The 20311-nt window shown below is 70.0% G+C and carries 21 protein-coding genes; 17 read left to right on the top strand and 4 right to left on the bottom strand.

Going from position 1 to position 20311, the window contains the following annotated elements:
* The first annotated feature begins 74 nt into the window (after positions 1–74).
* On the top strand, positions 75–1445 hold the full coding sequence (locus IEY91_RS21520; protein ID WP_189175332.1) for an esterase-like activity of phytase family protein: 1371 nt from the start codon (positions 75–77) through the stop codon (positions 1443–1445).
* A gap of 57 nt (positions 1446–1502) precedes the next feature.
* On the opposite strand, the gene IEY91_RS21515 is transcribed toward IEY91_RS21520, so the two are convergent.
* Together IEY91_RS21515 and xylA are read right to left on the bottom strand one after the other, a co-directional pair.
* Entirely contained in the window at positions 1503–1988 is a 486-nt protein-coding gene (locus IEY91_RS21515; protein ID WP_229697131.1) for a hypothetical protein, read from the bottom strand.
* 118 nt (positions 1989–2106) lie between these two features.
* Entirely contained in the window at positions 2107–3273 is a 1167-nt protein-coding gene (xylA, locus tag IEY91_RS21510) for a xylose isomerase (RefSeq protein ID WP_164317583.1), read from the bottom strand.
* Between the two features lie 136 nt (positions 3274–3409).
* Between xylA and xylB the strand changes: the two genes are divergently transcribed.
* From xylB to IEY91_RS21455, 12 genes are all read left to right on the top strand, one after another.
* A complete protein-coding gene (gene xylB, locus IEY91_RS21505; RefSeq protein WP_189175272.1) occupies positions 3410–4855 on the top strand; it encodes a xylulokinase in 1446 nt (481 codons plus the stop codon).
* A gap of 184 nt (positions 4856–5039) precedes the next feature.
* The gene (locus IEY91_RS21500) at positions 5040–6170 is read left to right on the top strand and encodes an ROK family transcriptional regulator (protein WP_189175271.1); all 1131 of its coding nucleotides are present in this window, start codon (positions 5040–5042) and stop codon (positions 6168–6170) included.
* A gap of 274 nt (positions 6171–6444) precedes the next feature.
* A complete protein-coding gene (locus IEY91_RS21495; RefSeq protein WP_229697130.1) occupies positions 6445–7152 on the top strand; it encodes an N-acetylmuramoyl-L-alanine amidase in 708 nt (235 codons plus the stop codon).
* A 147-nt stretch (positions 7153–7299) separates the two neighbouring features.
* Positions 7300–8580, top strand: coding sequence for a GAF domain-containing protein (locus tag IEY91_RS21490; protein WP_189175270.1), 1281 nt, complete (start codon positions 7300–7302; stop codon positions 8578–8580).
* A 237-nt stretch (positions 8581–8817) separates the two neighbouring features.
* Positions 8818–10341 (top strand): acetaldehyde dehydrogenase ExaC, encoded by a 1524-nt coding sequence (gene exaC / locus IEY91_RS21485; RefSeq protein WP_164317591.1) that lies wholly within the window; start codon positions 8818–8820, stop codon positions 10339–10341.
* Between the two features lie 557 nt (positions 10342–10898).
* On the top strand, positions 10899–12308 hold the full coding sequence (locus IEY91_RS21480) for an acyltransferase (protein ID WP_189175269.1): 1410 nt from the start codon (positions 10899–10901) through the stop codon (positions 12306–12308).
* Positions 12309–12422: 114 nt separating this feature from the next.
* Positions 12423–12677, top strand: a complete 255-nt coding sequence (locus tag IEY91_RS21475; protein WP_229697129.1) for a transposase — start codon at positions 12423–12425, stop codon at positions 12675–12677.
* A gap of 254 nt (positions 12678–12931) precedes the next feature.
* Positions 12932–13054 (top strand): hypothetical protein, encoded by a 123-nt coding sequence (locus tag IEY91_RS42365; RefSeq protein WP_268240893.1) that lies wholly within the window; start codon positions 12932–12934, stop codon positions 13052–13054.
* Between the two features lie 68 nt (positions 13055–13122).
* Positions 13123–13515, top strand: a complete 393-nt coding sequence (locus IEY91_RS21470; RefSeq protein ID WP_189175268.1) for a hypothetical protein — start codon at positions 13123–13125, stop codon at positions 13513–13515.
* Positions 13516–13634: 119 nt separating this feature from the next.
* Positions 13635–14045, top strand: a complete 411-nt coding sequence (locus IEY91_RS21465; RefSeq protein ID WP_229697128.1) for a hypothetical protein — start codon at positions 13635–13637, stop codon at positions 14043–14045.
* Between the two features lie 2 nt (positions 14046–14047).
* Entirely contained in the window at positions 14048–14296 is a 249-nt protein-coding gene (locus tag IEY91_RS21460; protein WP_189175266.1) for a transposase, read from the top strand.
* A 564-nt stretch (positions 14297–14860) separates the two neighbouring features.
* The gene (locus IEY91_RS21455) at positions 14861–15436 is read left to right on the top strand and encodes a helix-turn-helix transcriptional regulator (RefSeq protein WP_164327954.1); all 576 of its coding nucleotides are present in this window, start codon (positions 14861–14863) and stop codon (positions 15434–15436) included.
* Positions 15437–15497: 61 nt separating this feature from the next.
* Here IEY91_RS21455 and IEY91_RS21450 read toward each other — a convergent pair whose 3' ends face one another.
* Positions 15498–15716: a hypothetical protein gene (locus IEY91_RS21450; RefSeq protein ID WP_164317600.1), complete on the bottom strand. Its 219-nt coding sequence runs from the start codon at positions 15714–15716 to the stop codon at positions 15498–15500.
* Positions 15717–16077: 361 nt separating this feature from the next.
* On the opposite strand from IEY91_RS21450, the gene IEY91_RS42680 reads away from it, so the two are divergent.
* Both IEY91_RS42680 and IEY91_RS21440 read left to right on the top strand, forming a co-directional pair.
* Positions 16078–16569, top strand: a complete 492-nt coding sequence (locus tag IEY91_RS42680) for a beta-ketoacyl synthase N-terminal-like domain-containing protein (RefSeq protein ID WP_373287991.1) — start codon at positions 16078–16080, stop codon at positions 16567–16569.
* 307 nt (positions 16570–16876) lie between these two features.
* Entirely contained in the window at positions 16877–17620 is a 744-nt protein-coding gene (locus IEY91_RS21440) for a hypothetical protein (protein ID WP_189175265.1), read from the top strand.
* Here the strand turns inward: IEY91_RS21440 and IEY91_RS21435 are convergent.
* A complete protein-coding gene (locus IEY91_RS21435) occupies positions 17544–18317 on the bottom strand; it encodes a thioesterase II family protein (protein ID WP_189175264.1) in 774 nt (257 codons plus the stop codon). The genes IEY91_RS21440 and IEY91_RS21435 overlap by 77 nt on opposite strands.
* 248 nt (positions 18318–18565) lie before the next feature.
* On the opposite strand from IEY91_RS21435, the gene IEY91_RS21430 reads away from it, so the two are divergent.
* The gene (locus IEY91_RS21430) at positions 18566–19477 is read left to right on the top strand and encodes a metallophosphoesterase family protein (RefSeq protein WP_189175263.1); all 912 of its coding nucleotides are present in this window, start codon (positions 18566–18568) and stop codon (positions 19475–19477) included.
* A complete protein-coding gene (locus tag IEY91_RS21425; protein WP_189175262.1) occupies positions 19474–20199 on the top strand; it encodes a 4'-phosphopantetheinyl transferase family protein in 726 nt (241 codons plus the stop codon). Before IEY91_RS21430 ends, IEY91_RS21425 begins: the two co-directional genes overlap by 4 nt.
* Positions 20200–20311: the final 112 nt, after the last annotated feature.

Raw genomic sequence — 20311 nt, 5'->3', positions numbered from 1 at the left:
CCAGGAGACGTCGGGCGTTCGTGACGGCGGCGAAGTGTGGCGCCGTCATCGAACTCGCGTCCCAGGAGGCCCTGATGCCCTCGCACGCCGCCGGCCAGCGCCGTGTCCGCCGATCTGTCGCCTTCGGCGTACCGCTCGCCCTCCTGACCGCGGTAGCGGTCACCGGCACCGCGGTGGGTCTCCAGAGCGACGCGTCGGGCGAGACGCGCGGTAAGGGCAGCGCGCCGCGTGTCCTTGCCACCGCGAAGCTCGGCGACATCCCACTGGGCACGTTCAGCAACGGCCTGCTGCCCGGCACCGTTGCCAACGATCGCGGCGTGGACCTCGGCGGTATCGGAAGCGACATCTATCCGGCGGGCCGCAAGGGCGAGTTCTGGACAGTCACCGACCGTGGCCCCAACGGCCAGATCAAGATCGACGGCAAGAAGCGCCGCACGTTCCCTGTGCCCGGTTTCGATCCGGCGATCGTGAAGATCCGGGTGTCCGGCCGCTCGGTGAAGGTGATCGACGCACTCCCGATCACCACACGCTCCGGGAAGCCCGTCACGGGTCTGCCCAACCAGGAGGGGCACGACGAGGCCCCGTACACGTACGACGCCAAGAAGCCGCTCACCTACGACCCGAACGGTCTGGACACCGAAGGCATCGTCCGGGCCCATGACGGCAGCTTCTGGCTGGTCGACGAGTACGGCCCTTCTCTTGTACACGTCTCCGCGCGCGGGAAGGTCATCAAGCGATACGTCCCCAAGGGCCTGAAGCTGCGCGGTGCCGGCTATCCGGTGATCGAGGCGCTGCCCGGCGTCCTGCTGCACCGGAAGATCAACCGTGGCTTCGAAGGGCTGGCCCTGCTCCCGGACGGCGACCTGGTGATGGCCGTGCAGAGCCCGCTGTCCCTCCCGGACGGGGACGCGGGTGACGGCTCGCGGACGGCGCGGCTGCTGCGGTTCTCGCCGAAGAAGCAGGCGGTCACCGCCGAGTACCCGTACCGCTTCGATCCGGTCGGCGTCGTCGACCCGGGCGAGGACGACACCTCCGAGCTCAAGATTTCCTCCGTGGTCGCCGTGGGCCGCGACCGGCTGCTCGTCGAGGAGCGCACCGACAAGGCGGCGCGGCTGCAACTCGTGCGCCTGGGCGGGGGTGCGAACATCCTCGGCGACCGCTGGGACGATGCGGCGACCCGCCCCTCCCTGGAGGAGCTCGACGACCCGGCGGCCTCCGGGGTGCCGGTCCTGCGCAAGCGTCTGGTCGTCGACCTGGGCACTGTCGAGGGCGTGCCCGGCAAGATCGAGGGCGTGGCCCGGGTGAACAGCCGCACGCTGGCGTTGATCAACGACAACGACTTCGGGATGGCCGACGGGCCGGAGGCGTTCGACAAGGACGGCCGGCTCGTGGACAGCGACGTGGAGACCAGCGTGACGTACGTACGACTCCCCAAGGGGCTGTGACCGCCCTCTTCTGGACAGCGGTTTCGTGAGGGCCGGGGCAGTGGTTCCGTGAGGCGGCTACGGCGCCTCGTGGGCCGCAGCCGTGGGGAGCAGCGATTCGAGGTCGCTGGGCAGCCCCGTGGGCAGCGTGGGGAGGTCGCTGGGCAGCCGGGTCGGGATGTCACTGGGCAGGTCGCTCGGCAGTTCCGTGGGGATCTCCGACGGGATGCTCAGTGACGGCGTGGGCCGGGGATCGCTGCTCTTGCTGCTCTTGGTCGGGCTCTTCCTGTCCGGGGAGTCGTCGTCCCCGGTGGCGACGACGGCCACCGCGGCGACGACTCCGGCGGCGACGAGCGCGGCGAGCAGGATGAACAGCCTGTTGCGTCGGCCGGGCGGTCCGCCGCGCGGCGACTGGGGCGGCAGCCCGTCGTCCCCGGGAGGCGGCCCGTACCCGCCTCCAGGAGGGCCGTACCCTCCGGGAGGCGGGCCGAAGTCGCCACCCCCCGGAGGGGGTACGTCACCCGGCGGACGGGGAGGCTGCGGTGGAACCGGCGGCGTGGTCATACCACCAAGAGTCGCCTCGAATCGGTCAAGAGGCGACCCTTGCGCGGAAGTTGCTACACGCCCATCCCACGGACCGGACGATTCCGGCACACGCAGGGCCGCACCGCCGCGCCCGGCGTCAGCTCCGTACGCCCAACAAGTGATCCATGGCCAACTGGTCGAGCCTCTCGAAGGCCATGCCGCGCGCGGCGGCCCCGTCCACGTCGAAGGCTTCGTAGGCGCCGCGGTCGGCGAGGAGACCGGCCAGCCCGTCCTCGGCGGTGGGCCGCGTCAGCTCGTGCAGGCGCGCCTCGCGCAGCGCTTCGACCACGTCGGGGTCCGCGCGGAAGGCGGCCGCACGCTCACGCAGGATCAGGTAGTTGCGCATGCACCCCGCCGCGGAAGCCCATACTCCGGCGTCGTCCTCCGTACGCGGCGGCTTGAAGTCGAAGTGGCGCGGCCCCTCGTAACCGCCCCTCTCCAGGAGGTCGACCAGCCAGAAGGCGCTGCGCAGATCGCCCGCGCCGAACCGCAGGTCCTGGTCGTACTTGATGCCGTTCTGGCCGTTGAGGTCGATGTGGAAGAGCTTGCCCGCCCATAGGGCCTGGGCGATGCCGTGCGGGAAGTTGAGGCCCGCCATCTGCTCGTGGCCCACTTCGGGGTTCACGCCGTACAGTTCGGGCCGCTCCAGGCGCTCGATGAACGCGAGGGCGTGGCCGACGGTGGGCAGCAGGATGTCGCCGCGCGGCTCGTTCGGCTTGGGCTCGATGGCGAAGCGCAGGTCGTACCCCTGCTCGGTCACATACTCGCCGAGCAGATCGAAGGCTTCCTTCATTCGCTCCAAGGCGTCTCGTACGTCCTTGGCGGCGCCGGACTCCGCACCCTCCCTGCCGCCCCAGGCGACGTACGTGCGCGCGCCGAGCTCGGCCGCGAGGTCGATGTTGCGGATCGTCTTGCGCAGCGCGTAGCGGCGCACGTCGCGGTCGTTGGCGGTGAACGCGCCGTCCTTGAAGACCGGGTGCGTGAACAGGTTCGTGGTGGCCATCGGCACGACGACGCCGGTCGCGTCCAGGGCTTCCCGGAAGCGCTTGATGTGCCCCGCGCGTTCGGCGTCGGTCGATCCGAAGGGGATGAGGTCGTCGTCGTGGAAGGTCACTCCGTAGGCACCCAGTTCGGCCAGATGCCGTACGGAGTCGGCCGGGTCCAGCGGGGCCCGGGTGGCGTCCCCGAAGGGGTCCCTGCCCTGCCAGCCGACGGTCCACAGGCCGAAGCTGAACTTGTCCTCAGGGGTGGGCTGGTAGTTCATGTGCGACTCCTTGCCGGCTCCTCGACCATTTCGTCATGGCGATTGACAAATTAGTATCACCAAGCACCGCTGGGAAGGTCGAAGGAAGCAAGTTCCCGGACAGACGCCCGGGAGAGCCGCCAGAACGGAGTCGCGGATGTCATCAGCGCCATCAGGCCCCCTCGTCGTCGGAGTGGACAGCTCCACGCAGTCCACCAAGGTCCTGGTCGTCGACGCGGCCACCGGGGAGGTCGTGGCGAGCGGCCAGGCGCCCCACACGGTCACCGCCGGGGCCGGCCGGGAGAGCGATCCCGAGCAGTGGTGGGACGCCCTGTGCGAGGCGCTGCGCCAGTGCGGCACGGCCGCGCGGGAGGCCGCCGCGGTGTCGGTCGGCGGTCAGCAGCACGGACTGGTCACGCTGGACGCCCGTGGCAGGCCCGTGCGGCCCGCGCTGCTGTGGAACGACGTACGGTCCGCACCGCAGGCCCGGCGTCTGGTCGAGGAGCTGGGCGGCGCCAAGGCGTGGGCGGATCGGGTCGGCAGCGTCCCTGCACCGTCGTTCACGGTCACCAAGTGGGCCTGGCTCGCCGAGCACGAGCCCGCGTCGGCCCGCGCCACGGCGGCGGTGCGCCTCCCCCACGACTACCTCACGCAGCGCCTGACGGGATCCGGGACCACCGACCGCAGCGACGTCTCCGGGACGGGGTGGTGGGCATCGGCGACCGAGTCGTACGACGAGGAGATCCTCCGTCTGGTGGACCTCGACCCGGCGCTCCTGCCGCGCGTGGTGCACTCCGGGGAAGTCGCCGGCACGGTGTACGCCGACAGTGAACTGCCCTTCTCCAAGGGGACGCTGGTGGCCCCCGGTGCGGGCGACAACGCGGCCGCCGCCCTGGGGCTAGGGCTGCGCCCGGGCACACCCGTGCTGAGCCTCGGCACGTCCGGCACGGTGTACGCCGTCTCCGAGCGCCGTCCCACGGACCCGACCGGAACGGTGGCCGGTTTCGCGGACGCGCGCGGTGCCTGGCTGCCGCTGGCCTGCACGCTCAACTGCACCCTGGCCATCGACAAGGTGGCCGCGCTCCTGAGCCTCGACCGGGAGGCCGTGCGGCCGGGCGGAGCCGTCACCGTGCTCCCCTACCTGGACGGCGAGCGGACCCCGGACCTGCCGCACGCCTCGGGGATGCTGCACGGCCTTCGCCATGACACAACGCCCGGCCAGGTGCTCCAAGGGGCGTACGACGGCGCGGTGCACGCCCTCCTTGGCGCACTGGACGCCGTCTTGGACGCGGACGCCGACCGTTCCGAACCGCTCCTCCTCATCGGCGGCGGAGCACGGGGCACGGCATGGCAGGAGACCGTACGGCGTCTCTCCGGAAGGCCCGTGCAGATCCCCGAGGCCCGTGAACTCGTCGCGCTGGGTGCCGCCGCACAGGCCGCCGGCCTGCTGACCGGGGAGGATCCGGCCGCGGTGGCGCGGCGCTGGGGCACGGCGCGCGGGCCCGTCCTCGACGCGGTCGAACGGGACGAGGCTACGCTCTCCAGGATCTCGTCGCTTCTCTCCGAGTCTGCTTCCTTGTTGGATGGGGCACATGGGGCGTGACGGTACGGAGGAGCGGGCAGGGGCGGGTGTGCCGTCTCTGGGGGTACGTTCCGTGCGTTCCGCGGAGTTGTCGGACGACCGGCGCGGGCGGCGGCCCGACGCCTCCGGGAGTCGGCGGCCCGTCACCCCGCGGGAGCGGGAGCCCGACAGTCGGCAGGGGCACCTTCCTGACACCCAGCAGGGGATGCGTCGCCGCAACCTCTCACGGGTCATGCACACCGTCGCCGCCCACGGACCGCTCTCCCGGGCCGCCGTCGCCTCACGGATCGGCCTGACCCGGGCCGCCGTCTCCACGTTGGTGGACGAGCTGATCCGGACGGGTCTCCTGGAAGAGCTGGGTCCCGAGCGCCCGGCGAGGGTGGGCCGCCCCGGCTCCGCACTCGCGGTCAGCGCGCGAGGGCCGGCCGGTATCGGCGCGGAGGTCGGCGTCGATCATCTGGCGGTGTGCGCCGTCGATCTGCGCGGTGCGGTACGCGCGCGTGCCGTGCGGCAAGTCGGCAACAGGGGACGCGCGCCGGAGCCCGTGCTCGCGGACCTCGTGTCGCTCGTGCGGCAGGTGATCGAGGAAGCCGAACTGGAAGGGCTGCGTCCGGCCGGTCTCGCGATCGCCGTCCCCGGCCTGGTCGCGCGCGACACGCACACCGTCGTACGCGCCCCCAATCTCGACTGGCACGACGCCGACCTCGGCACCTGGCTGCCGACGGAGCTGCCCCTGACCGTGGACAACGAGGCGAACTTCGGCGCCCTCGCGGAGCTGTGGCTCGGCGACACGGCACCGGCGGACTTCCTGCATGTGTCGGCGGAGATCGGAATCGGCGCGGCGCTGGTCGTCGACGGTCGGCTGCTGCGTGGAAGCCGGGGTTTCGCGGGCGAGTTGGGGCACGTACCCGTGTGGCCGGAGGGGCCGGAGTGCGCGTGCGGCGGGCGCGGGTGTCTGGAGCAGTACGCCGGCGAGGAGGCGGTGCTGCGGGCCGCCGGTCTGCCGCCCGGGGCGGGACGGGTCGCGGTGCTCGCCGAGCGGGCCGCCGCCGGCGATGAGCGGGTGCGGGCGGCGTTGCGTGATGCCGGGGCGGCGCTGGGGATCGCCCTCACCGGGGCGGTGAACCTCCTGGATCCGCGGGCGGTGGTGCTCGGGGGCGCTCTGTCCCGGCTCGCTCCGTGGCTTCTTCCCTCGCTGGAGGGCGAGTTGGGGCGGCGCATCACGGGGCCGGGCTGCGACGTCGTGGTCTCCGGCATCGGGTCGGACGGTCCGCTGCTGGGGGCGGCTCACGCCGTGGTGCGGGCGGTGCTTGATGATCCGGCGGGGGTGGCGTAGGGGAGCTGGTGGGGGTGGTGTGGGGGGTGCGGAGAGGCCGACCCCGCCGCCCGGCTGCCTCTGTCCCCCACACGGGTGAGCGGGTTTTCCACAGGCGCCGTGTCGTGCACAGATGTCCCACAGGCCCTTCCACCTCAACGAACAAGGCCCGTAACGTAATTCGCGTGAAGCCACCGCCGCTCCGGCGACGGTTCCCACACTCCCCACGCTCCCCACATCCCTCCCCCAGGACCCGTGCCGCCCATCTGCTCCCCCACCGAGAGGCAGATCAGCCATGCGTCGAGCAAGAGACCTAGCGAAGGACACGCCACAAGAAACACGACAGGAAACGCGACAGAACGAGACACCAGCCAGCGGGAACGAGATCGGGAACGACATACAGGAAGGACCGAGGACGCTGCTGCCGAGCAGGCGTCGGCTGCTCCAGGGCGCGGCCCTCGCCGCGGTCCCCTCAGCTCTCCTGACCACCCATCACGCCGTAGCCGCTCCGCGCGCCGTCGACTATCCCCCGGCCGAATGGGCGCCGGCCAGTACCTCCAACTACACCGCCTCCAACCGCCCGAGCAGCTATCCGATCAACTACGTGATCATTCACGTCACGCAGGAGACGTACGCCGACACGCTCGCCATCTTCAAGAACCCGGCGAAGAAGGTCTCCGCGCACTACGTGGTCCGTTCGGCGGACGGGCACATCGCGCAGTGCGTCCGTGAACGCAACGTCGGCTGGCACGCCGGGAATTGGAGCTACAACACACGCAGCATCGGCATCGAACACGAAGGGTGGGTGGATCAGCCGGAGTACTTCACGGATGAGATGTACGAACAGTCGGCCGCCCTGACCGCCGCGATCTGCAAGAAGTACGGCATCCCGAAGAACCGTGAGCACATCATCGGCCACGTCGAGGTTCCGGGGACCGATCACACCGACCCCGGTCGGCACTGGGACTGGACGCGCTACATACGCATGGTGAACTTCGCCTGAGCGCCCCACCTTTCGGGCTTCGCCGCACGCGTCACGCCGAAACGGGCGGCGGCCGAAGACCGGCCAGTGTCAGTGCGCGGACGCTTGTCGGCTTCTGTTCCCGGGGTGACGATGTCAGCACCGCATCGCCGTCCCGGGAGGCCCTAGTTGACCGATCCATGGCTGGCCCTGGAGCCCGGCGCCGACCCGGCCGAGCGGGTGCGGACGATGCGGAGCGCGCATGAACGGTTCACGGCCGCGGGAACCGTGGCGCGCCCCGTGCGTTCCGTGGTCGCCGAGTCCTGGCGCCGCTCGGCGCGGGCGCGGGTCAGCCCGGAGGACACCGGTGCCTCGGTCGAGCTGACGGCCGGGGACCTGGGGGCGTATCGGGCGGAGCATCCGCTGTCACGGGTGATGCCGCTGTTCCGCGAGTTGGTGGGCGGATTCGCCAAGGACGGGGAGCACTTGCTGGCGGTGTGCGACGCGCACGGCAGGCTGCTCTGGGTCGAGGGTCATCCGGCCACGCGGTTACGGGCGGGGCGGATGAACTTCGTGCCGGGCGCGCGGTGGGCGGAGTCGGCGATGGGCACGAACGCGCCGGGGACGGCGGTCGCCGTGGACAGGCCGGTGCAGGTGTTCGCGACGGAACACTTCGTGCGCAGGGTGCAGCCGTGGACGTGCGCGGCGGCTCCGGTGCACGATCCCCGCTCCGGCCGGCTGCTCGGGGCCGTCGACATCACCGGCGGGGACGGCCTGGCGCACCCGCACAGCCTGGCCTTCGTGCAGGCCGTCGCCCGTGCGGCGGAGTCCCAACTGGCCCTGCTCGCACCACCGGTGGAGGTAGACGGGACGCTGGAGCTGGCGGCTCTCGGGCGGGACGAGGGCCTGCTGGTCGTGGGCGGCCGCAAGCTGCGGCTGAGCCGTCGGCACAGCGAGATCGTGGTGCTGCTCGCCCGTCACCCAGAGGGGCTGAGCGGGGAGGAGTTGCTGTGCGCGCTGTACGCGGACGAGTCGGTGACGCCGGTGACGTTGCGGGCGGAGCTGGCGCGGCTGCGTCAGGTGCTGGGGCCGGAGGTGCTGCGGTCGCGTCCGTACCGCCTCGCGGTTCCGGTGACGTCGGATGTGGATGTCGTGGAGCGGCGGCTGGGGTGCGGGGCGGTGACAGCGGCTGTCACGGCGTACGCGGGCCCGTTGCTGCCGGGGTCGCAGGCGCCCGCGGTGGTGCGGTTGCGGCGGAGACTGGCCGACCAGGTCCGGGCTGCGCTCATCGCGCGCGGCGACCCCGACCTGCTGTCGGACTGGGTGCACGCGCCGTGGGGCGAGGACGACGTGGAGGTGTGGCGGGCCTTGGCGGCGGTGCGGCCGACGGTGCCCGTCGTGGCGCGACTGCGGACTCTGGACACGGAGCTGACGGCGGGCCCGACGAGACCCGTTGGCCGCCGCCCCTAGGCGCACGCGTCCGGCAGGGCTTCGCCGGCGCGCGCCCTGCGGGACGACCCCGCTCGCGTCGGCCCTGCGACGACTGGTCACCGCGGGGCAAGTCGCCCCGCACCTCACCTCGAAGGAGACCGACCCGCACCTCACCTCGAACGAGGCCACGCCGCAACGTACTTGCAACCTCCGCGTCCCTAGCCTCGCGCGGAGAGCTGTCCAACGGCGGGCAGCGTGTCCGGGGAGGCAGTCAAGATGGCCCGTTACGCAGCGCCCGGTACGGAGGGCGCAGTCGTCTCCTATCAGGCCCGGTACGACCACTACATCGGCGGGGAGTATGTGGCGCCGGCGCGGGGGCAGTACTTCGAGAACCCGAGTCCGGTCAACGGGCAGCCGTTCACCGAGGTCGCCCGGGGCACGGCCGAGGATGTGGAGCGCGCGCTGGACGCGGCGCACGCGGCGGCGCCGGCTTGGGGCCGTACGTCGGTGGGCGAGCGCGCGGCCATCCTGCGGCAGATAGCCGACCGCATGGAGGCCAACCTCGAGACGCTCGCGGTGGCGGAGAGCTGGGAGAACGGCAAGCCGGTGCGCGAGACGCTGGCTGCCGACATTCCGCTGGCCATCGACCACTTCCGTTACTTCGCGGGGGTGATCCGCGCGCAGGAGGGATCGCTCAGCCAGATCGACGACGACACCGTCGCGTACCACCTGCACGAGCCGCTGGGCGTGGTGGCGCAGATCATTCCGTGGAACTTCCCGATCCTGATGGCGACATGGAAGCTGGCGCCCGCGCTGGCCGCCGGGAACGCGGTCGTCCTGAAGCCCGCCGAGCAGACCCCGGCGTCGATCCATGTCTGGCTGAGTGTGATCGGAGATCTGCTGCCGCCCGGCGTGGTCAACGTCGTGAACGGCTTCGGCGTGGAGGCGGGCAAGCCGCTCGCGTCAAGTCCGCGCGTCGCGAAGGTCGCGTTCACCGGGGAGACGACGACGGGGCGGCTGATCATGCAGTACGCCTCCGAGAACATCAAACCGGTCACGCTGGAGCTCGGCGGCAAGAGCCCGAACATCTTCTTCGACGACGTATGGGCCAAGAACGACGACTTCCGGGACAAGGCGCTCGAGGGCTTCACCATGTTCGCCCTGAACCAGGGCGAAGTGTGCACGTGTCCGTCGCGGGCGCTGATCCAGCGAGGCCACTACAGCGAGTTCCTCGAGGCGGCGATCGCCCGGACCGAACAGATCAAGCCGGGACACCCGCTGGACACCGACACCATGATCGGCGCCCAGGCCTCCAACGACCAGCTGGAGAAGATCCTTTCGTACCTGGACATCGGCCAGCAGGAAGGTGCAAAGGTCCTGACGGGCGGCCAGCGCATCGAGTATGACGGGGAGTTGGCAGGCGGCTGGTACGTCCAGCCCACGATCTTCGAGGGCGACAACCGGATGCGGATCTTCCAGGAGGAGATCTTCGGCCCGGTCGTCTCGGTCACGTCCTTCAACGACTTCGACGACGCGATAAAGATCGCCAACGACTCGCTGTACGGCCTGGGGGCCGGGGTGTGGACGCGGGACATCAACACCGCGTACCGCGCGGGCCGTTCGATCCAGGCGGGCCGGGTCTGGACGAACTGCTACCACGCGTACCCCGCGCACGCGGCGTTCGGCGGCTACAAGCAGTCCGGCATCGGCCGTGAGACGCACAAGATGATGCTGGAGCACTACCAGCAGACGAAGAATCTGCTGGTGTCGTATTCGGCGAAGAAGCTGGGATTCTTCTAGACGCGCAAAAAGAGGCGCCTGACCTGGACTTTCGCCCGTCAGGCGCCTCCCGACGACGCAATCATCAGCGAGTCCGTCTTGCTCGATGAATTCCAGTTCCTCCCGCGGGAATCCCACTCCTGACCACTGCTTCCGGACCAGTCACGGACCAGACGCGCCCCGCGCAGCCCTCCCATGCCTCCCCTCGGCTGACGAGGTCCCACTCCTGCACGGACTGCTCGATGAGGCGGTTGCCCTGCTCCACGGGCGCCATCCAGGAACGTGGCGTAGTGCCGAAGGGGCGCGGGCCAGATGTGCGCCCGCAGGATACGAACGAACTGTTGCGGGACAGGCACGGGGCGCGTCGCGGTTGCCGCAGCATCGACGTGCGGCTCCGCCGCGTGCTCCGCCGGACGCCCCGTAACACGCCCACGACCCCCGGGAAAGATCGACTTCGACGGAAGGTGGGGGGTTTCCCTAAACCCGGTTCCACTCCATGAGGCCGCTCACGATCGGGGGTTTAGGGTCAACGTGTCGACGCGACAGCGTGTTCGGTCCGGACGAAAGAGCGTGTGAGTATGACGGCATCCGCCACCGAGAGCGGCGCCAAGCGAACGTTCGCCGTACGTGCCGGAGAGGCGAGCGGTGACCGCATACGGCTGAGCGTCTACGACATGCTCATCGGCACGGTCTACACGCCTCGTGTCTTTTTCTACCGGGAGACACTCGACGGCGAGGCGCTCCGCGCCTCCCTCGGCAGGACATTGCGCAACTTCCCGATCCTTGCCGGCCGCATGAAGAGGGATCCCGACGGCGGTCTCAGCGTGCTCTGCGACGACGCCGGTGTGCGCTTCGTCGAGGCACACGCATCCGTGCCCATGCCGGACTACGGGCCTCGCCACACGGCGAAAAAGGGGCTGGAGCGCCATCTCAGTCACGCCATGCCGTTCTGGGTGGTTGACCGCGATACGCCGCTTTTCACGGTGAAGCTCACCCATATGAAAGGCGGCGGCTCCATTCTGGGCCTCACGATGAACCACGCCGTGGCCGACGGGACCAGCTATATGAGCTTCCTGGAGAGCTGGGCGCGCGAGCACCGGGGCCTCGGGTGCCCCAAGCCCAGCCACGACCGTGGAGTCATCGACGCGCTCGCCGCGTCGGCCGCGGGTGACACCCGTACGGGCGGCGCCCATCTCACGGTCATGGAGCGAGGCCGGAAGGCCGCCTTCCTCGGCCGCATCCTGCGGGGCAGCCTCGGCGGCGTGACGACGGTGACCACCCGCTTCACGGCGGCTGAACTGGCCACCATCAAGGTCACCGCGATGGCCGACCTCGCGGGCACGGAGCGGTGGGTGTCGACCAATGACGCGCTGACCGCCCATCTCTGGAAAGTCCTCGGCGCATTGCATGACCGCCCCGACACGAGCGAGGAAAGGCTCGGCCTCATCGCCGACTTCCGTTCGTTCGTCGGCGGAGCCGTACCCGATGACTACTGGGGCAACGCCGTCACCAATACCCGGCCCAGGATGACCGCGGCCGAACTGCGCTCCCGCCCTCTCGGCGAGGTCGCCGTGACGGTCCGCGCGGCTCATGCCGAGAACACGGAGGAGAGAATCCGCGAGGAAGCGGCATTTCTCTGTGCCGAACGCGATGCGGGGCGCCTCAAGCGCGTCATGACCACGATGGCTCTGGACTCGTTCGACAGCACGGTCGCGATCAACAACTGGTCGAAGCTGCCCTTCTACAGCATCGACTTCGGGCAAGGCACCCCCTTCTGGTACGACTTCACCTCCATGGTGGTTCCCTGGACCGTGCACATCGCGCCGACCCCGGCCGACCAGGACGGCGCCCGCGATGTGCATATGGCACTGCCCCGTGCCCAGGTCCGTGCCCTTCAGGAGCCGTCCTGGGCCGGCCGGTTCCACCATTACGCGGATTCCGGCGAGGTATTTCCGCTGACTTTTATGGATGCCAAAGCGAAGCAGTGAGCCGTAAGGCCGTGAAGCCGTGAAACGCCGGGGCCAAGAGGGCATCTGATCTAGGTAGTTGGTGTTCTGGGATGGTTTTGTGACTCGTGGCGTCGTCGTCCGTACCGCAGTGATGTGTCCGATGCCCACCGGGCTCTGATCGACCTGCGAGAGATCGTCGACGCGATCCTTTACGTCAACCGCACCGGCATTCCGTGGGAGTACCTCCCGCACGACTTCCCGCCCTACAAGACGGTCTACGACTGCTACGCGAACCGGGAAGCCGATGGCACCGCGCAACAGGTCCACGACCTGTTGCGCGACAAGACACGACGAGCTCACGGCCGCAACGCCGGGCCACCGCGGCAGTGTTGGACGCGCAGAGCGTGAAGACCCCGACAAACGTGGCCGAGACCAGCCAGGGCATCGACGCCGGCCAGTAAGCCCGAGCCGGACGACGAGTCGGGCCGGGGTCTTGCCCTGGTGGCGGCGTTCGCGGACCGGTCGGGCACGGAGGTCGGGCCGGATCCGCGCAAGACGGTGTGGGCGGAGCTCAGCTGACGGTCGGTCACGGCGCCCCATGGCCACGCTCGTTCAACAGTTGTTGATCGGCCGTTGACTAGCCGTCGTTACAATCCGACACCATGAAACATCCATACCGCCAGGTCCTTGTGGTCGCCCAGGGACCGCCCGCCCTGGCCGCTGTGCAGAACTACACGGCAGCCACCTTCAACATGCAGAACAGACCCCTGAGACGCGCCACGTAACCCGGGAGGAAACCTGGAGGATGAGCTGCTCCTTGCCTCCGCCCCCCGACATCGTGGCCGTTCAGGAGGTGAACAGCACCCCTATCTGCGGCGAGAACGCGGACGAGTCCGAAACGGAGGACTTCCAAAGCCGCGCACTGCAAGGGACCGAGCCTCCTCTGAACTGGGAGGTGACCAAGTGCCAGACACCGTTCGACGAGGCCGACCACGACCTGTTCTTCCTCAACATCGGCAGCGGCAACGCCACCAGGAACCTCGTCATCGCGGTCAAGGACACGTACGACGTCCCGCTCGACGACGACAACGTCCACGTCATCGGCCGTGCCACGGTCGGCGGCGGGTACACAGCCCCCAAGCCCATGCTCGGCATCGGGCTGGGCGGTGCTCTTAGCCGCTTACCAGCCACAAGGGCCGAAACAGCCGCTCACACCTGCCACGATTCCAACGCAGCAGCACACTAGATATCCAGAAACGGAGTCCTTGAACATGGTTGACATCGCGAGGCAGGACTTAGGGCAGGCGGACGACGCACAGTCGTGGCCCGACGGCCGTACGCACGGCACCACCCCGCCTGGCCGGGGTGGTGGACTCCAGCATGGGCGTTGGCGTGCGGCAACGCCTCACCGGCGTGGTGGCCGACGGCGGCATCGTGGTCTGGGAGACCGACGTGCTCAACCCTCCAAGCGCTGCGCTCCACTGTCCGCCACACACCTCGTGGCTGCTCTTCCTCGAGTCCGGCCGGGTGCGGCAACTGCGGCTGATTCCACCGCTTCGCGGACGACAGCTGACACTTCAAAAATCTCCGGCGAGCGAACTTCTCGGGTTCCGGCGCATCGCGTGTGTGATCTGTTCCCCGATGAGGGAAGGCAGCCGTACCACGCCCCGAGCCCCCTCCACGTTCGTCCTCATCCTCGGCGCCCGGCAGGGCGGCGGGTCGTGGCGGCCGGTGGCCCTGCGGCTGCGCGCTGCCGGACACTGGGTTCTCACCTGACCTTGCCCAGGCCGGCCGCCAGGCTCGACGACATCCGCCGACTGACCCGACGGATCAAGGACCTCGACAAGAAGATCCCCGCGCTGCCGTGCCCCCTGGGCCGCACACCCGCCGAGATCTGCGGCATCGGCACGGTCACCGCCATGGACCTGCTGGTCGAGGTCGGAGACCCATGCCGGTTCCGCACCGACACGCAGTTCGCCCGATCCTTCGTGACCAGGAAGACATGCCCATTTGGGCAACAGCTCTGACCGAACATCTCTAGTGTCGGCTCATTCTGATCCCTACCTTTCTGATCATGGAGATCAGCCACCACGGCGGCGCAGATGTCGGCGACAGGGCGGCCCGGCCGTCGATACGGGAGTGGATCTGCCGAAGCGGCACCACTTGCCACTCGATCTGTCACTCCCCGACGGCCCGCTCTGGCCGGCGCCTGAAGCCGGGCCAGCGAGCAGCAAGCGCGCTCGCGGTGCCGGTCAACCCGATGACGCCCTCCGACGAGTACGCAGATTCAGTGCGTGGCCGCCCACCCCGCAGGGGCATCGCAGTTTTCCGCTGCGGGTCAGGTGGACCGTTGAATCTCGAAGTGAGCCAACCCTGATGTCACCGCCAGCGGCACAGAAATAGCACATCCGATCCTTCCACTGGTTTGCAGCGCCGATTCCGCTGCGGATCTATTGTTCAGCCGACACTCGGGAGAGGTTTTCATGCTCCAGAACACCGACCGAACGACCATGGCCGACGGCCTTCCCTTGCCTGTGCAAAACACTGTTCACCGAAATCGTCGGACAACCGGGCCACACCTTTTCACCTGCATGGCGAGTCTCGACGCCGAGCTCAACATCGAAGCAGCGAACTCCGACTTCTTCCGTCATGTCGCGCGTCCCTCACGGGAGATCTGCGGGCAGAGCATCTACGACGTGCTGCACCCGAGCGCCCGCAACATCCTGCCCAAGCATTTCAGCCATCTCTCGGACGGCCATGGCGGAAGATTCGTGGAGAAAGTGGTCGCGAAACGCGGCCATGACCGAGTCTTCTCGACCGAGATAACAGGCATAGCGATCCAGGGAGAGGGGGACGCCTTCTCAGGTGTCGTCGTCCTGATGACCCCCGACGACGACCTGTCCGAGGCGGCCCCGGCAGCGAAGTCGACGCCTCTCCTCACGCCTCTCGACGCCCGCATCCTGGAGGGGGTCGCCACCGGCGCATCGACCGTCCAGCTGGCCTCGCGTCTGTACCTGAGCCGCCAGGGCGTCGAGTACCACGTGGGTCTGATGCTGCGCCGATTCAAGGCGCCCAACCGCGCCACGCTGGTCTCCCGCGCCTACGCGATGGGCGTCTTCACGGTCGGCAGCTGGCCGCCCCGCGTGCTGCCCGACTTCGTGAAGTGACCGACGAAGAGCGGCCGCCCGGCTGTCGGTCCCGGCGGCCGCCGCGGAGCCGGGCGGCCGCTCAGCGGCGGTGGCCACCTATCCCCTCGTCGTCAGCGTCGTGCCAGGCCACGTTGTGGTCGAAACTCTCTTGTATGCGGACGACATCGCGGGCGACGTTCGCCACGGCCATCTGCGTCAACGTGGCCACAGAGTCGGTCATCGAGGCCAACTGGTCCCGCGATTCGGGGTCCTCCATGTCCAGCTCAAAATGGTCTAGATCATTGAGTTCCGCGCTCATTATGCGTTCCTCCGTCTCTTCCGAACCGGCCAGTCCATCGCCACCTGTGCCGATCCAGGATCCCGGGCATGCAACTCCCGTCGCTTCGGGGGGCCGGACCTATTAAGGAGGAAGACCTGGGCATGCGCAATACCTGTTTCACCCTCGGCGCGACATCTGGTCGTTTCCCAAAACACGGGGCGCGCCTAGACCTCGTGAAGTGCATTGGGCCGGGCGGATTCTAGGGGTCGCCTTAGTACATGCGCCCTTGGCGTGAAGAGCCGGCGGCACGCGCGCCGTCGGCGTGCATGCGGTACCCGAAGGCTGTGGTCCCAGCTGTCTGGGCCGGAACAAGCTGGTGGAGTGGTATGAGCGAATCAGAATGAACACCGTACGGGCTCGACGCCATGCCCGGGCACACTATCGCCGTCATCGGATGGCCTGCCAACTGCCGGGCGCCCCGAGCCCTGAGGCCCTGTGGCGGCTGCTGCGGGCCGGGGACAGCTCGGTGCGGCCCACTCCCGCCGACCGGCTGCGCGCCTCGGCGACGCCGATGCCGAGGGCAAGAACGACACCGAGGGCGCGGACACGGACACCGAGACGGGCTCGGGCGAGTGCGTTCAGGGCGCTGAAGAGGCGTGCCGCTGGGGTGGGTTCCTCGACGAGGCCGAGCGCTTCGACGCCGGATTCCTCGGGGTCTCCCCTCCGGAGGCGGACCTCATCGACTCCCAGGAGCCACCCACGACGACTACGCCACGCTGCTCCACCGGCTCGGCGACGAGCGCGTCACACACCGGAGCTTCACCGGCGCGCACCGCGCCCTCATCGCCAACCAGCGGTTCGGCGCGATCTCGCCCGACGGGCACTGCTATAACGTTCGACGCCCACGCCAACGGCTTCGTCCGTGGCGAGGGCGGTGGCCTCGTCGTACTGAAACAACTCGACCGGGCCCTCGCCGACGGCGACCCCGTGCGGGCCGTCATCCGCGGCAGCGCCGTCAACAACGACTGCGGCGGTGACACGCTCACCGCCCCTGACCAGGGCGCCCAGGCAGAGGTCGTACGCCGTGCCCTGCGCAATGCCGGCCCGACCACCCTGCTGTCACTGGAGAGCCCGCTCCGGCAGACGGCACAGGAGCTGGGCCCGACGACGGGCTGCCGCCCTGGCAACGTCGGCCGGCGGTGCGTCCGGAGGCACGGCTGCGCCACCTCGGCGAGAACGATCCGGCGACGCCGACCTTGGCCGTGGAGCGGCCGACCCGCCTCGGCGAGCGGCCGGATACCGCGCGCAGGGACGAGCGGGAGCTGCTGGTGGCGCTGCGGACCCGGGAGCCGGAACTGGCCGCCCCGCTGCCGGACCGGCTACGCGGGCCGGCCGGGAACTGCTGGTTCAGGGGGCTGCGTACCCTGGTGCGGGGCCTGGAGGCGGAGCGGCGCGCGGCACGGGGGCGCCGACGCAGGGGCAACGTCGAGCGGGCCGAGGAGCTGAGCGCACGGCATCTGGGGCAGGCCTGCAAGTGGGGCGCCCCGGCGCCCCTGGGCCGCGCCCTGGCGCTGCGGGCCACCTTGACGAGCACGGCGGCGGCACCAAGCCTGCTGCGGGACGCCACCGAGGTGCTCGAAGCATTCACCGATCTGCACGGGCGGGCGGTGGTCCTGCTGCGGCTCGCGGAGACGGTGGCACCGTACCGGGCGCACGAGGCGGAGCAGGCGCTGCGTACGGCGTACGACCTGGCCGTCGCGTGCAACGCGGCCTGGGTCGCCGCCGCGCTCAAGGACGCGGGCCTGTTCGACAGGGGAAGGCCGGAGGGCCGGACGGTGCCGTTCCAACTTCGGCTCCGGCTCCGGCTCAGACCCCGTCCGGGACGCTCCGCGCCGCGAAGTGCTCGTCGAGGACGCTCAGCACGTCAGCGGCGCGTTCGTTGAGGTAGAAGTGCCCGCCGGGGAAGATCCGCAGGTCGAAGTCGGCCGTGGTGTGCCGATCCCAGTCGCGGGCCTCGTCGATCGTCGTCTTGGCGTCGCTGTCGCCGACCAGGGCGGTGACCGGGATATCCACCGTGACGCCGGGCGGGCAGCGGTATGTCTCCACGGCCCGGTAGTCCCCGCGCAGCGCGGGCAGGATCATGCGCAGGAGTTCGTCGTCGCCGAGCACCCGGTCGTCGGTACCGCTCAGGGCCTTGACCTCGGCGATGAGCCCGTCGTCGTCGCATAGGTGGACGTTCTCCTCGCGGTGGCGGGAGGGGGCCCGCCGGCCGGAGACGAAGAGCCGTACGGGGGCCGTGCGGCCGTCCCGCTCGAACCTTCGAGCGACCTCGAAGGCGAGGAGCGCGCCCATGCTGTGGCCGAAGAAGGTGAGCGGACGGTCGGCCTCGCCGCGCAGCGCCTCGTGCACGCGGTCCGCGAGTGTGCCGATGTCGTCGATCAGCGGTTCCCTGCGCCGGTCCTGGCGGCCCGGGTACTGCAGCGCGACGACGTCGACGTGCGGGGCGAGGGCGTTGGCGACGGGCACGTAGTAGCTGGCCGAGCCCCCCGCGTGCGGGAAGCAGATCAGGCGGTGGGCGGCGGGGGACACCGGTTGGAACCGGCGGCACCACTGGCCGTCGTCATGGGGGCTCACACTCACGCTGCTTCCGTTCCCTTTTCTCTCTTTGCTTCTGTGTATCGACTGTGGAGCATTGCCTGTTCAGGTGGACACCGCACCACTATCGGGGACGCGTGAGTCCAGGGGGGTCACGCGTCGGGGAGTCTGGGCGAATCCCTTGTCCTTGGCCCGGCACGCCGGTCACGCGTTGAAGGAACGGGTGGGTCGATGGCATAAATCTGAGCGCCGGACGCGAATCGAGGCGCCGGACGCGCAGCGAGGAGTTCGGCATGCCCAGCACCACGAATCCGCGGATCTCCAACGGCGAAGCAGTACGCGGCCCCACGGGCAGACGGCTCTTCGCGGTCAGCGACCTGCACGTCGCCTACGAGCAGAACCGGGCGGTCGTAAAGGATCTGCACCCCTCCGACCGCTCCGACTGGCTGATCGTCGCGGGTGACATCGGGGAGTTGACCGCGGATGTCGAGTGGGCGCTGCGGCTGCTGGCCGAGCGGTTCGCCCAGGTGGTGTGGGTGCCGGGCAACCACGAACTGTGGACACACCCCGACGACCCGGTGCGGCTGCGTGGCGAGGCCCGCTACCGCGGTCTTGTCGAACTGTGCCGATCCCTCGGTGTGTTGACTCCGGAGGACCCGTACGCGCACTGGCCGGGCCCGGACGGGCCGGTGGTGATCGCGCCGCTGTTCCTGCTGTACGACTACTCGTTCCTGCCGCCGGGTGCCACCGGCACCGCCGACGCGCTCGCGCGGGCCGAGGAGGCGGGGGTCGTGGCCACCGACGAGTTCCTCCTGCACAGCGACCCCTACCCGGACCCCGCCGCCTGGTGCCGGGCGCGGCTGGCGTACACCCGTGAGCGGCTGGACGCCTGCCCGCCCGAACTGCCCACCGTGCTGGTCAACCACTTCCCGCTGGTGCGCGAGCCCACCCGGATCCTCAGGTACCCCGAGTTCGCGCTGTGGTGCGGCACCACCGCCACCCACGACTGGCACCGCCGTTACCGGGCAGCCACCGTGGTCTACGGCCATCTCCACATCCCCCGCACCACCTGGCACGACGGGGTGCCGCACCGCGAGGTGTCTCTGGGCTACCCGCGCGAGTGGCAGGCCCGCGGCCGACCCGATCCGCTGCTGCACGAGATCCTGCCCCGCCGGGGTGCCCTGTCCCAGCGAGGTGCCCGATGACGCCGCTGATGCGCCGGCTGCTGCCGGACCTGGTCGAAGTGACCGAGGTGCGCGGCGAGTTGGCGGCTCCGCCGCTGTTCCCGGAGGAGGCCGCGACGGTGGCCCGGGCGGTGGTCAAGCGGCGACGGGAGTTCGCCACCGGCCGCCGCTGCGCCCGCCTGTCGCTGGCCGCGCTCGGCCGCACGGCGGCCCCGCTGTTGCCGGGCCCGTCGGGTGCGCCCTGCTGGCCCGCCGGGGTGGTCGGCGCCATCTCCCACTGCGACGGCTACCGGGTGGCCGCGGTCGCCCACGATCGCGATCTGGCGGGGCTCGGCATCGACGCCGAACCGGCCGGCCCGTTGCCGGACGGTGTCCTCGACGCGGTGTCGCTGCCCGAGGAACGGGCCGACCTGGCCCGGCTGACGAGCGCGGCGCCCCACATCCCCTGGGACCGGTTGCTGTTCAGCGCCAAGGAGGCGGTCTACAAGGTGTGGTTCCCCCTCACCCTCAAACCGCTCGGCTTCGAGGACGCCCGGCTGCGCTTCACCCGCGAGCCAGGAGCGGCGGGCCTGGAGCACGGCACGTTCTCGGTCCGGCTGCTGGTGCCCCTGCCGCCCGAGCTCGTACGGGCGGCCGACGGCGGGGCCGTGGACCTGGCGGGCCGGTGGCTGGTGGACGAGGGCATGGTGCTCACCGCGCTGACGCTCCCCGCGGTCGGCTCCGGCACCAAGCGGCCCGCCTGAGAACCGGCCGAGACGCCGGCCGAGACACAGCGAGGCAGCTGATGCCGGCACGTCCCGCAGTCCCAGAGCCACTCCCGTCCCCCGTCCCGGTCCGCGGCGGGTGCCACGGGCC

It is taken from the genome of Streptomyces lasiicapitis (assembly GCF_014646335.1).
Lineage (GTDB): Bacteria > Actinomycetota > Actinomycetes > Streptomycetales > Streptomycetaceae > Streptomyces > Streptomyces lasiicapitis.
The sequence above is the reverse complement of the archived record's forward strand: the minus strand, read 5'-3'. Positions and strand labels throughout refer to the sequence as shown.